10 protein-coding genes and 1 pseudogene are annotated in these 12,231 nt (G+C 68.8%); 7 read left to right on the top strand and 4 right to left on the bottom strand.

All coding sequences use genetic code 11. The features are described from left to right. Positions 1-765 (top strand): hypothetical protein (locus tag QQJ79_RS13265; protein WP_348521798.1); only part of this gene is annotated, 765 nt, incomplete at its 5' end. A gap of 10 nt (positions 766-775) precedes the next feature. Here QQJ79_RS13265 and QQJ79_RS13260 read toward each other — a convergent pair. Continuing rightward, positions 776-1,366, bottom strand: a complete 591-nt coding sequence (locus QQJ79_RS13260) for a malonic semialdehyde reductase (protein ID WP_284223395.1) — start codon at positions 1,364-1,366, stop codon at positions 776-778. A gap of 89 nt (positions 1,367-1,455) precedes the next feature. On the opposite strand from QQJ79_RS13260, the gene rutB reads away from it, so the two are divergent. Genes rutB through rutA form a run of 4 tightly spaced genes read left to right on the top strand, consistent with a single transcriptional unit; the run spans position 1,456 to position 4,462 of the window. Further along, the gene (rutB, locus tag QQJ79_RS13255) at positions 1,456-2,160 is read left to right on the top strand and encodes a pyrimidine utilization protein B (protein ID WP_284223394.1); all 705 of its coding nucleotides are present in this window, start codon (positions 1,456-1,458) and stop codon (positions 2,158-2,160) included. A gap of 12 nt (positions 2,161-2,172) precedes the next feature. Continuing rightward, a complete protein-coding gene (rutC, locus tag QQJ79_RS13250) occupies positions 2,173-2,562 on the top strand; it encodes a pyrimidine utilization protein C (protein WP_284223393.1) in 390 nt (129 codons plus the stop codon). Positions 2,563-2,567: 5 nt separating this feature from the next. Then, positions 2,568-3,383 (top strand): pyrimidine utilization protein D, encoded by an 816-nt coding sequence (gene rutD, locus QQJ79_RS13245; RefSeq protein WP_284223396.1) that lies wholly within the window; start codon positions 2,568-2,570, stop codon positions 3,381-3,383. 11 nt (positions 3,384-3,394) lie between these two features. Beyond that, a complete protein-coding gene (gene rutA, locus QQJ79_RS13240; protein WP_284223392.1) occupies positions 3,395-4,462 on the top strand; it encodes a pyrimidine utilization protein A in 1,068 nt (355 codons plus the stop codon). Positions 4,463-4,465: 3 nt separating this feature from the next. Here rutA and QQJ79_RS13235 read toward each other — a convergent pair whose 3' ends face one another. Beyond that, a complete protein-coding gene (locus QQJ79_RS13235) occupies positions 4,466-6,985 on the bottom strand; it encodes an ATP-binding protein (RefSeq protein ID WP_284223391.1) in 2,520 nt (839 codons plus the stop codon). Between the two features lie 123 nt (positions 6,986-7,108). Here QQJ79_RS13235 and QQJ79_RS13230 point away from each other — a divergent pair, with 123 nt between their 5' ends. Together QQJ79_RS13230 and QQJ79_RS13225 are read left to right on the top strand one after the other, a co-directional pair. Then, on the top strand, positions 7,109-8,278 hold the full coding sequence (locus QQJ79_RS13230; protein WP_284223390.1) for a DNA cytosine methyltransferase: 1,170 nt from the start codon (positions 7,109-7,111) through the stop codon (positions 8,276-8,278). Positions 8,279-8,342: 64 nt separating this feature from the next. After that, on the top strand, positions 8,343-8,777 hold the full coding sequence (locus QQJ79_RS13225; RefSeq protein WP_284223389.1) for a surface-adhesin E family protein: 435 nt from the start codon (positions 8,343-8,345) through the stop codon (positions 8,775-8,777). Positions 8,778-8,780: 3 nt separating this feature from the next. Here the strand turns inward: QQJ79_RS13225 and gyrB are convergent, their stop codons facing one another. Then, complete coding sequence (gene gyrB / locus QQJ79_RS13220) at positions 8,781-11,219, bottom strand: DNA topoisomerase (ATP-hydrolyzing) subunit B (RefSeq protein WP_284223388.1); 2,439 nt, start codon at positions 11,217-11,219, stop codon at positions 8,781-8,783. 618 nt (positions 11,220-11,837) lie between these two features. Beyond that, positions 11,838-12,231, bottom strand: a pseudogene (locus QQJ79_RS13215) (DNA replication/repair protein RecF); the annotation flags it as partial.

The following is a 12,231-nucleotide window of genomic DNA, read 5'->3' as shown; positions in this document are numbered from 1 at the left end:
GCGACGCGCCGCGCCGGTTGCGCCCCCGCCGCCGCTCGTCCCGGTCTATCCGCCCAAACAGGATCGCAATTGACCGCGAGCCTGTGCCTGTGGCGGGCGGCGACGGCCGGGCTGGCGCTGGGACTGCTGTTCGCGGCGCCCAGCCTGGCCGACGAACGTTCCCGGTCGCCGGGCGGCCCGGCCGAAGCGGTCGCCTCGTCCGCCGCCCGGGAGCTCACGGCGTGGGTCCTCGCCACGGCCGACAATCAGGGTCTGCCCTTCCTGATCATCGACAAGGTCGGCGCCGAGGTGTTGGTCTTCGACCGGGAAGGCGCGTTGCTCGGATCCGCCCCGGTGCTGTTGGGGCTGGCGCGGGGCGACGTCTCGCCGGCCGGCATCGGCGACCGCCCCCTGTCCGCCATCGCGCCCGGGGAACGCATCACCCCGGCGGGCCGGTTCCTGGCTTCGATGGGCGAAAACCTCGGCGGCAAGGGCATTCTGTGGATCGACTACGACGCCGCCCTGTCCCTGCATCCGGTCATCACCACCCGGGCGGCAGACCGGCGCCTGCAGCGCCTCGCCTCGGCCACCGCCGAAGACAACCGGATCTCGTATGGTTGCGTGAACGTGCCGGCCGATTTCTACGAGGAGATCGTGCAGTCCGCATTTCAGGGCACGACCGGGATCGTCTATATCCTGCCCGAGACCCGATCGCTGGGGGAGGTGTTTTTCCCGGCTCCCGGCGACGGCCCATCCGCTCGGGAGGGCGGCCCGGCTCCGGATTGAGAGCCCGCCTTCACAGGATCGCGCAGGCCTCGTCAAAGGTCGGGCGGGGGTTGCGCGGGTGCAGGTTCTCGTCCGTGCCGTAGCCGATGTTGCAGATGAAATTGGTCCGCCAGCTTGTGCCGGCGAAGAACTCCTCATCGACGCCCGCGGCCTTGAAGCCTGACATCGGGCCGCAATCCAGCCCCAGCGATCGCGCCGCCAGCATCAGATAGGCGCCCTGCAGCGAACCGTTGCGCAGGGCGGTTTCGCGGGCGACCGCGGGATCCGCGAACCAGCCTGCGGCCCCCGGATTCTGCGGATAGAGGACCGGCAGCTTCTCCGCGAAATCGAGGTCGTAGCCGATGATGACATTGACCGGCGCCTGAAGCGTCTTGGCCCGGTTGCCCGAGGACATGAAGGGCGACAGCCGCTGTTTGGCCTCTTCGCTGGTCAGGAACAGGAAGCGGCCGGGACAGCAGTTTCCCGACGTCGGACCCCATTTGGCCAGGTCATAGATTTCGCGGATCAGCGCCTGTGACACCGTCTCGGGCGACCAGGCGTTGCGGGTGCGGGCGGTCAGGAAGAGCTGGTCGAGCGAGGCGTCGGGCAGACGGTCGGACATGATGGGATCGGCTCCGCGCCCCGGACAGTTTGGCGCCGCCGCAGCCTATGCCATGGTGGCCGCCGATCAATCGCAGGAATTGCCGACGCATGGCCCCGGCCGACGACACCTTCCTCCTGCCCGCCCGGCCCGAGCCGATCCCGCTGGCGGTGAGCCGGACGGCGGTGATCGTCATCGACATGCAGAACGCCTACGCCTCGCCGGGCGGCTATCTCGACCTGGCGGGGTTCGACATTTCCGGGGCGCAGAGGGTGATCGACAACAGCCGCGGCGTGCTGGAGGTCGCGCGGCGGGCTGGCATGCCGGTGATCTATTTCCAGAACGGCTGGGACCCCGACTATGTCGAGGCGGGCGGGCCGGGCTCGCCCAATTGGCACAAGTCCAACGCCCTGAAGACCATGCGGGCGCGACCCGAGCTGCTGGGCCGGCTTCTGGCGCGCGGCGGCTGGGACTATGAGATCGTCGAGGCGCTGAAGCCCGAGCCGGGCGACATCGTGCTGCACAAGACGCGCTACAGCGGCTTCTTCAACTCGCAGCTGGACAGCGTGCTGCGGTCGCGGGGGATCCGCAATCTGGTCTTCGTCGGCATCGCCACAAACGTCTGTGTGGAATCGACCCTGCGCGACGGCTTCTTCCTCGAATATTTCGGCGTCGTGCTGGAGGACGCCACCCATCAGGCCGGGCCGGAATTCGTGCAGCAGGCCGCCCTCTACAACATCGAAACCTTCTTCGGCTGGGTCTCCAGCGTCGCCGATTTCAAGGGCGTCGTCGGGCAGATCGCGCCGACCGCCTGACAGGAGACGACCATGCCCAAGACCGTCATCACCCCGCCCGGCACGCAGACGCCGATCGCCCCCTTTTCAGCCGGCACGATGGCCGACGGAGTGGTCTATGTCTCGGGGACCCTGGCCTTCGACAAGGACAACAATGTCGCCCATGTCGGCGACGCCGAGGGACAGACGCGCGCGGTGCTGGAGACCATCAAGTCCGTCATCGAGACCGCCGGCGGGACCATGGACGACGTCACCATGAACCACATCTTCCTCAAGGACTGGGCCGACTATGCGGCCATGAACAAGGTCTATGCGGAGTATTTCCCGGGCGAGAAGCCGGCGCGGTTCTGCATCGTCTGCGGCCTGGTGCGCCCGGACTTCCTGGTCGAGATCGCCTCCATCGCCCACATCGGGCAGCGCTGACCTTGATCGAGACCGGCCGCGTCGACGGCGTCCATTTCGAGGTCCACAGCGCCGGGCCGGACGACGGCCGGGACGTGGTGCTTCTGTCGGCGGGTCTGGGCGGCTCGGGCGCCTTCTTTGCGCCGCAGATGGAGGCGCTGACGGCGCGGTTCCGGGTCGTGCTGTACGACCACCGCGGCACGGGTCGCAGCGACCGAGTCCTGCCCTCGCCCTATGCTGTGTCCGACATGGCGCGGGACATCGCCGCGATCATCGACGCCCTCGGGGGTGAGGCGGTGCATGTCGTCGGCCATGCGGCCGGCGGTCTGGCGGCCCTGCAGCTGGCGCTGGACCGCCCGTGGCAGGTGCTCAGTCTCGCGGTGGTCAACGGCTGGAGCCGGCCGGACCCGCACATCGCCCGCTGTTTCCGCACCCGGATCGGCCTGCTGAACGACAGCGGGCCGGAGGCCTATGTCCACGCCCAGCCGCTGTTCCTGTATCCGGCGGACTGGATCTCGGAGAACGCGGCGCGGCTGGCCGACGAGGAGGTTCATCACCTCGCGGGCTTCCAGGGGCGCGACACCATGCTGGCCCGGATCAACGCCCTGCTGGCCTTCGACATCGATGACCGGCTGGGCGGGGTCGCCTGTCCGGTGCTGATCAGCGCCAGCGCGGATGACATGCTGGTCCCGTCCCTGTGTTCGCGCCGGATGGCGGACCGTCTGCCGAACGCCGTGCTCGAAGTCGCGCCCTGGGGCGGTCATGCCTTTACGGCGACGGTTCCGGATGCGTTCAATGCGACCCTGGTCGCCTTTCTCTCGGGCGAACCCCTGCCCTGCTGAAGGATCACCCCATGGAAGTCGGCGTCTTCATTCCCATCGGCAACAACGGCTGGCTGATTTCCGAGACGGCGCCGCAGTACATGCCGTCGTTCGCGCTGAACAAGAAGGTGACCCAGGCGGCGGACCGCTATGGCCTCGACTTCGCCCTGTCGATGATCAAGCTGCGCGGCTTCGGCGGCAAAACGCAGTTCTGGGAGCACAATCTCGAGAGCTTCACCCTGATGGCCGGGCTGGCCGCCGTCACCGACCGGATCAAACTGTTCGCCACGGCCGCCACCCTGACCATGCCGCCGGCGATCGTGGCGCGGATGGCCGCGACCATCGACTCCATCGCGCCGGGACGGTTCGGCATCAATCTGATCACCGGCTGGGCCGAGGCCGAGTACAGCCAGATGGGCCTGTGGCCGGGCGATAAACACTACAAGGACCGGTACAACTACCTGGCTGAATACGCCCAGATCCTGCGCGACCTGTTCGACACCGGGGTGTCGGATTTCAAGGGCGACTATTTCACCATGACGGATTGCCGGGTCAGTCCGCGCGCGACGGACACCAAGCTGATCTGCGCCGGCTCGAGCACCGAGGGCCTGGCCTTTACGGCGCAATATGCGGACTACAGCTTCGCCCTCGGCAAGGGGACCAACACCCCCACCGCCTTCGCCGACGTCAACGAGCGGCTGCGGGCGGCCAGGGAAAAGACCGGCCGGGACGTCAGCGCCTACATCCTGTTCATGGTCATCGCCGACGAGACCGATGAGGCGGCCATGGCCAAGTGGGAGCGCTACCGGGACGGTGTCGACAAGGAGGCCGTGGCCTGGCTGGTCGGCCAGGCGTCCGGCAATACGTCAGAAGACACCAACACGAAGCAGCTGGCCGCCGAGAAGGCGGCGGTGAACCTGAACATGGGCACCCTGGTCGGCTCGCACGCCTCGATCGCCCGGATGCTGGACGAGGTGGCGACGGTGCCGGACACGGCCGGGGTGCTGCTGACCTTCGACGATTTCGAGCAGGGGATCGAGGATTTCGGGCGGCGCATCCAGCCGCTGATGACCTGCCGCGCCCACGTCACGAGCGCCTGACGGTCAGGCCGCCTCGGCGTCGAGTTCCGGCGTCGCGGCGGTCAGAACCTGGTCTATGCCGGCAAACAGCGTGGCCATGGTCACCGGCTTGGCGAGGTGGCCGTCCGCGCCGGCCTTGCGGCCCGCCTCGATATGCTCGGGCATGGCGTTGGCGGTCAGCATCAGCACCGGCGTACGGCCCCAGCCGCGCTGCTGCTCGACGGCGCGGATTTCGGCGGTGGCGGTCAGGCCGTCCATCACCGGCATCTGCATGTCCATCAGGACCAGATCGAAGCCGCCGCCCCTGAAGGCCTCCACGGCCTCGCTGCCGTCCACGACGCAGACGAGATCGGCGCTGGCGCCCGACAGCAGGACCTCGATGACCTTGCGGTTGGCCGGGTGATCGTCCGCCAGCAGAATCCGCAGCGGGACCGCATCGGACCCGGTCTCCGACACAGGCGCTTCGACGGCCTGCTCGGCAGCCGCCAGCGGCAAGGGCGCCTCGAACCAGAACCGGGAGCCGACGCCCGGCTCGCTGTCGCAATCGAGGCCGCCGCCCATCAGTTCGGCCAGCTCGCGCGAGATGGTCAGGCCAAGGCCCGTGCCGCCGAACCGACGTGTGATCGAGCCGTCAGCCTGATGAAAACGCCCGAAGATGCGGGCCTTCTGGTCCGGTTCAAAGCCGACGCCGGTGTCTGTCACGGTGAAACGGACACGGTCGTCGGCACCATCCTCGACGCTCAGCCGGACCTCGCCCTCCGCCGTGAATTTCAGCGCGTTGCTGACCAGATTGGTCAGAATCTGGCGGATGCGCACCACATCGCCATGGACCCGCCGCTCCGCCCCGGGCGCAATCTCGATCACCAGGGCGACGCCCTTGTCCTCAGCCTTGGGCCGCCACAGGGCGGCCGTCTCGCGCACGACGTCGGCCAGATGGAACGGCGCCGGTTCGATCATGATCTGGCCGGACTCGATCTTGGCCGTGTCGAGAATGTCCGAGAGCAGGCGTTCGAGCGTGTCGCTGGAAGACCGGACGATATCGACCATCTCGCGTTCGCGCGGACCCAGATCGCTTCGGGCCAGGGCGTCGGCCATCGCGACCACCCCGTTCAGGGGGGTGCGGATCTCGTGGCTCATGTTGGCGAGGAAGTCGCTCTTCGACCGGCTGGCCTCCTCGGCGGCCCGACGGGCCAGACGCAGGTGCCCGGCCGAGCGCCACTGCCAGACCAGCAGGCCCGCGGCCGTGAGGATGAAGACCACGGCGATGCCGACGATCCACCGTTGGGAGCTGATGACGTCCTTCTGCAGCCGGGTGTTGGTCCGGGCCGTGTCGAGCTGCCGGCGGCGCTCGGCCAGCTGTTCCTGCATGTCGCCCGTGACCTGTCCGATGCCGGCGCTGAACCGGCGCGCGCCCTGGACCTCACGCGCCTTGTAATAGGCCTCGAGCCGCTGGAAGGCCTCGCGGGTCCGACCTTCGGCGAACAGCAGGGCGGCCTCGACGCGCGGGACTTCCGAAAAGCCCTCCTCGCGGAACAGGCCGGCGGCTTCCCGGCGTCGGATTTCCGCGAGATCGCGGCGTGCGAGGCCGAGCTGGCCGGTCCGCGCATAGGCGAGGGCCCGCGACGGCAGCATCTGCGGAGCCAAAAAGCCCGCCGCGCCGAGATCGGCCCCATAGGGCGAGAGGCAGTTCAGGACGCCGCGCGAGTCGCCGCCGCCGTCGGCCACCATGGCGCACAGGTTGGCGTCATAGACCATGAGGCTCTCCAGCCCGGCCCGCACGGACAGCCGGTGGTGAGCGGCATAGAGCTGGTTGGCCAGTTCCTGATCGCCGACCTGGACCGACAGGCGCGTCAGGTTGTAGAGGGCGTCGAAATCGGGCCGGGGATAGGCGGGGTTGGAGAAGTCGATCTCGAAGCGGCGAAAGGCCGTGGTCGCCCCCTCGATATCGTTCAGCTTCATGAGGCCCATGCCCGTCACTTCCCACAGTCCGGCCCGGGCGGTGTCGGCATAGGGCGCGTCATCGGGAATGTCGGCGTCGGCCGCGGTCAGCAGGCGGAGCGCCTCGCCGATGCGGTCCTGATCCATCAGCGCCAGGGCGCTGAGGCGCATGGCGTGCGCCTTGACGAACCAGTCCGCGGTGGTGCGGGCGATCTGGCTCATCTCCGCCGCGGCGGCGTTGTCGCCGCTGTCGTAGCGGATGGTCAGGGCGTTGAGCCGGGCGATCATCTGGTACCGTTCGTCCCGGCGCGCCAGGGCGGCGGCGGCGAGGCGGTTGTTCCAGACCGTGGCCCGCTCGAAATCGCCCTGGTTCAGCGTGATCCACATGACGTGGTAGAGCCGGTTCAGGCCTTCGCGGCCCGAGTGGGTCAGGGCGGATTCACCGAAGGCTTCAAGCGCCGGAAAGCTGGTGGCGGCGGCCCGTTGTTCGACGCGCTCGGCCAGCTCGACGCGGCTCTCGCGGGACTGGGTCGCAGCCTCCGCACCGCCGGGGATGGCGAGCACGAAAAGCAGTACGGCGACGAGAACAAGCTTCGCTGAGGGCATGTCGATTCCGTGGTGACCGCCGACCATGGCCCGCCGACCCTTTCCCAAGCTTTAGCGACCTGAGACTTTTCCGGCGTCGGAGCGTCTGTGGACTTCCGCCCGCCGCCGGGTCAGCGTCCCGGAATGGCCGAATCGTCCGTCAGAGAGTCCGCGCCGGGGGGCTATTACGAGTTCTTCGCCGGCGGCGGCATGGTCCGCGCGGGTCTGGGCGAGACCTGGCGCTGCCTGTTCGCCAATGACTTCGATCCGGCCAAGGCCGCGGCCTATCGCGCCAACTGGGGCGACGCCGGACTGCGCGTCGGCGATATCGCGGGCCTGACGGCGGCCGATCTGCCCGGAACGGCGGACCTGATGTGGGGCTCGTTTCCCTGCCAGGACCTGTCGCTGGCGGGAGCCGGCGCGGGACTGGGCGGCAAGCGGTCCGGGACATTTCACGACTTCTGGAGTCTGGCGCGCGCGCTGGCGGACGACGGTCGGGCGCCGCGGATCGTGGCCGTCGAGAATGTCTGCGGCGCCCTGACCTCGCACGGAGGGCGGGATTTCGAGGTCATCTGCCGGACCTATGCCGACGCCGGCTACGGGTGCGGGGCCCTGGTCATCAATGCCGACCGGTTCCTGCCGCAGTCCCGGCCGCGGCTGTTCGTGATCGGCGTGCGCGAGGACGCGATCCTCGACCCGGCCCTGACGACGCCCGCGGCCGGGGGGCCGTTTCATACACCGGCCCTGCGCCGCGCGGTCGAGCGGCTGCCGGGCGAGTTGCAGGGCCGGATGGTCTGGTGGCGGCTGCCGGAACCCGGCGTTTCGAATGCGAGCCTGGGATCGGTGATCGAAACCGCGCCGTCGGGCGTCCGCTGGCATTCGGCCGCGGAAACGAAACGGCTGCTGACGCTGATGTCGCCGAAGAATCTGGCCAAGGTCGAGGCGGCGCGGCGGACGGGCGAGCGCTGCGTCGGGGGGCTGTACCGGCGGACGCGTCGCGATGCGGCGGGCGGGCGTGTCCAGCGCGCGGAGGTGCGGTTCGACGTCGCCGGCTGCCTGCGGACTCCGGGCGGCGGGTCGAGCCGTCAGACCCTGCTGGTGGTCGAGGGCGGGCGCGTCCGGTCCCGGCTGATGTCGGCGCGTGAGACGGCGCGGCTGATGGGATTGCCCGACAGCTACAATCTGCCCGGCTCATACAGCGCCGCCTGCCATCTGACCGGCGACGGGGTCGCCGTGCCGGTGGTGCGGCATCTGGCGCAATGGCTGCTTGAGCCGCTGCTGGCGACGCCGGCGGGGCTCCGTCGGGCGGCCTGACGGGCGCTCTTGCCAAAGCCGTTCAGCGGCGCATCATGGCGTCGGGGGAACCGGGGAGATCATCATGAGAGTCATACTGGCGGGGCTGGCGATTCTGGGATTTGCGACGCCGGCGGCGGCCGAAACCTGGCACGCGTTCTCGCGCAGCGCCAACTCGGCCTATATGGCCGACGTCGACAGCATCGTGGTGGAGGGCGACATCACCCGCGTCCAGTTGGCCATCGTGCCGCTGCGGGGCGAGGCCGGGGACCTGAGCCACACCGTCGACACCTATGAGTTCCGCTGCGGACCGAAGCAGTGGCGCAGCACCCTGTCGGTCGAGTACGGCGCCGACGGCGTCGAGTCGGGCCGATATCCGGACGAGAGCGACTGGTTGAACGCCCGCGACGGGACGATCCCGGGCATTCTGAAGGAGATCGCCTGCGACGGCGTGCGGGCCAATCCGCCCCACTGGCCGACGATCAGGGCGTTTGTCGAGGCGAGGCCCCCCTCGACCTGATCGTCAGGCGTCGACCGCCGCGTCGAGGGCGTTGGCCTGGATGAACTCACGGCGCGGCTCGACCACGTCGCCCATCAGCTTGGCGAACAGGTCGGACGCGTCCTCCTGATGCTCGACCTGCACCTTCAGCAGGGTGCGGGCGTTGACGTCGAGCGTGGTCTCCCACAGCTGTTCAGGGTTCATCTCGCCCAGGCCCTTGTAGCGCTGGATGGCGATGCCCTTCTTGCCGGCGTCGAGGACCGCCTCGAGCAGGTCGAGCGGCCCGCGGACGGTGACGGCCTTGTCCTTGCGGCGGAAGACGGCGGGCCTGTCGAACAGGCCCTCGAAGGCGGCCGAGCGTTCGGCGAGACGGCGGGCGTCCAGCGAGCGGATCAGGGCCTCTTCCAGCACGATGCGTTCGGTGACGGCGCGGCGCACGCGTTCGAAGGCCACGGCCCCTTGCGCGCCCGGTTGGCCGGTCCAGTCGCCATCGCCTTCCTCGGCGTAGAGATTGAGGCGGGCGGCGGCCTTCGCCGGATCGGCGGCCTCCTCGTCGAACAGGCCGGCGAGGGCCGACTGTTCGATGGCGAAGGCCGGGGCGCGTTGCGACAGGCGATCGACGCCGGCCTTGAAGGCCTTGGCCTCACGCACCAGCGCCTGCAGATCCAGGCCGGTGCGGCGCTCGCCGGTCGGCAGGTCCAGCTCGGCCTCGGATGAGCCCTCCTCGATGAGGTAGGAGTCCATCTCGGCCTGGTCCTTGAGGTAGCGGGACTGCTTGCCCTTGGCGACCTTGTAGAGCGGCGGCTGGGCGATATAGACGTGGCCGCGCTCGATCAGCTCGGGCATCTGCCGATAAAAGAAGGTCAGCAGCAGGGTCCGGATGTGGGCGCCGTCGACGTCGGCGTCGGCCATCAGGATGATCTTGTGATAGCGCAGCTTGTCGGCGTTGAAGTCGTCGCGGCCGATGCCGGTGCCGAGCGCGAGGATCAGCGTCCCGATCAGTTCGGATGACAGCATCCGGTCGAAGCGCGCACGCTCGACATTGAGGATCTTGCCGCGCAGGGGCAGGACAGCCTGGTTCTCGCGGTTGCGGGCCTGTTTGGCCGAGCCGCCGGCGGAATCGCCCTCGACGATGAACAGTTCGGACTTGGCCGGATCGCGTTCCTGACAGTCAGCCAGCTTGCCGGGCAGGGAGGCCATGTCCATCGAGGTCTTGCGCCGGGTCAGGTCGCGGGCCTTGCGCGCGGCCTCGCGGGCGGCGGCGGCCTCGATGATCTTGGCCACGACCAGTTTCGCCTCGACCGGATGTTCCTCGAACCAGGTCGACAGGCCTTCGGAGCACAGGCCCTCGACGGCCGGACGGACCTCGGACGAGACCAGCTTGTCCTTGGTCTGGGACGAGAATTTTGGGTCCGGCACCTTGACCGAGAGGACGCAGGTCAGGCCCTCGCGGGCGTCCTCGCCCGAGACCGAAACCTTTTCCTTCTTCGCGGCGCCGGCGGCGTCGATATAGCCGCCCATGACGCGGGTCAGGCTGGCGCGGAAGGCCGACAGGTGGGTGCCTCCATCCCGCTGGGGGATGTTGTTGGTGAAGCACAGCATGGTCTCGTGGTAGCTGTCGTTCCACCACAGGGCGAGATCGATCTCGATCCCTTCCTTCTTGCCGCGGATGACGATGACGTCCTTGAGGATGGGCGTCTTGGACTTGTCCAGGTGGCGCACGAAGGCCTCGACCCCGCCCTCGTAGTGCAGGATCTCCTCGAACTTCTCGGCCCCGCGATGGTCCTGCAGCTTGATGACCACGCCGGAGTTGAGGAAGGCCAGCTCGCGCAGGCGATGCTCGAGCGTCTTCAGGTCGAAGTCGATGTGGGCGAAGGTGGTGACCGACGGGTAGAAGGTGACCTCGGTGCCCGACAGGACCTTGCCGTTGTCGCGCATCGGCGCGTCGCCGGTGACCTTGAGGCTTTCGACGGTGTCGCCGCGGGCGAACTTCATCTCGTGGCGTTTGCCGTTGCGGTAGATGACCAGCTTCAGCCAGTCCGAGAGCGCGTTGACGACGGAGACGCCGACGCCGTGCAGGCCGCCCGAGACCTTGTAGGAATTCTGGTCGAACTTACCGCCGGCGTGGAGCTGGGTCATGATGACCTCGGCCGCCGAGACGCCCTCGCCCTCGTGGATGTCGGTGGGGATGCCGCGGCCGTTGTCGGTGACGGTCACCGAACCGTCGGCGTTGAGGATGACCTGGACGAGGTCGGCGTGGCCGGCGAGGGCCTCGTCGATGGCGTTGTCGACCACCTCATAGACCATGTGGTGCAGGCCCGAGCCGTCGTCGGTGTCGCCGATATACATGCCGGGGCGTTTGCGCACCGCGTCCAGGCCCTTGAGGACCTTGATGGAATCGGCGCCGTAGGCGGCCTCTTCGGCGGTGTCGACGTTGCGCGCGGTCTCGGTGTTCTCGGTCATATATTCGGTCGGTGAAACGCCCTCGGGGAGGGCCTGTGAAGGCGGCGGCGGGGCCGCCTTGAACGGACGGTTTTCAGGGCGCGAATCCGGGTCGCGCCGAGGCCCTCAACATATAGGAAATCGGGGCGGAATTGCGAGGAAAAGCGGCGTTGCGTGAGGGGCGGGAGTGGTGTGTTCCGCGGGAAGAAATGCGGCCCCTGTCCAGCGATTCCCGGAGACGTCCGGGAGCGGCCCCGGAACCGGCCTTCGGGGCGCGGCGGCGATGTGGATGAACCCTGTCAAAGACCCGCCCAGAGTGGACAGAGCATAGAAAGCACGCGCCTGCGTCAGGAACGGTCGCAGGCCGTGCAATGGGATCCAATCGGGTGGTCCGGGAGGGTCGAAAAGGTCGGGTCGGGGTCGCGCAGGGGCGAGAAGACACGGGGCGAGAAGGCACTGTTTTCGGGGCGGTGTCCGCACATTCCGTCTCCTCCCTGTCGCGCAGCGATGGGGAGGTGGCGCGGCGCGGCTTCGCGCCGCGACGGAGGGGGAGGACGGCGGCGCGGCGGGCGCCCCTCCACCATGCTTCGCATGGTCCCCCTCCCCATTCGCTGCGCGAACAGGGAGGAGACGAGCCAGCTACTCCACCGTCAGCGCCCCGCCCTCCACCCGCACGAACTGCGCCCTCCCCCGCAACGGCGCGAACAGTTCCGCCTCGGTGCCGGTCAGGAAGGCCTGCAGGCCGAGGGCCTCGATCTCGTCGAACAGGGCGGCGCGGCGGGCCGTGTCGAGGTGGGCCGGGGCCTCGTCGAGCAGCAGCACCGGCGGGGCCGGCTGGTCGGACAGGCGGGTGATCTGGGCGAGGATCAGGTTGAGCACCAGCGCCTTCTGCTCGCCCGAGGAGCCCTCGGCGGCGGGGCGGTTCTTGGCGCGATGCAGGGCGGTCAGGTCGGAGCGGTGCGGGCCGTAGAGCGACCGGCCGGCGGCGGCGTCGCGGGCGCGGCTGCGGGCCAGGCCTTCGCGGATGGCGGCG

The organism is Brevundimonas denitrificans (assembly GCF_030160755.1).
GTDB lineage: Bacteria > Pseudomonadota > Alphaproteobacteria > Caulobacterales > Caulobacteraceae > Brevundimonas > Brevundimonas denitrificans.
The sequence above is the reverse complement of the archived record's forward strand: the minus strand, read 5'-3'. Positions and strand labels throughout refer to the sequence as shown.

What these genes read in the sequence shown, in the direction of transcription:
- QQJ79_RS13260 (WP_284223395.1), bottom strand. Translation starts at nt 1,366, where the DNA reads ATGTCCGACCGTCTGCCCGACGCCTCGCTCGACCAGCTCTTCCTGACC.
- gyrB (WP_284223388.1), bottom strand. Translation starts at nt 11,219, where the DNA reads ATGACCGAGAACACCGAGACCGCGCGCAACGTCGACACCGCCGAAGAG.
- QQJ79_RS13230 (WP_284223390.1), top strand. Translation starts at nt 7,109, where the DNA reads ATGGCCGAATCGTCCGTCAGAGAGTCCGCGCCGGGGGGCTATTACGAG.
- QQJ79_RS13235 (WP_284223391.1), bottom strand. Translation starts at nt 6,985, where the DNA reads ATGCCCTCAGCGAAGCTTGTTCTCGTCGCCGTACTGCTTTTCGTGCTC.
- rutB (WP_284223394.1), top strand. Translation starts at nt 1,456, where the DNA reads ATGGCCCCGGCCGACGACACCTTCCTCCTGCCCGCCCGGCCCGAGCCG.
- QQJ79_RS13225 (WP_284223389.1), top strand. Translation starts at nt 8,343, where the DNA reads ATGAGAGTCATACTGGCGGGGCTGGCGATTCTGGGATTTGCGACGCCG.
- rutC (WP_284223393.1), top strand. Translation starts at nt 2,173, where the DNA reads ATGCCCAAGACCGTCATCACCCCGCCCGGCACGCAGACGCCGATCGCC.
- rutA (WP_284223392.1), top strand. Translation starts at nt 3,395, where the DNA reads ATGGAAGTCGGCGTCTTCATTCCCATCGGCAACAACGGCTGGCTGATT.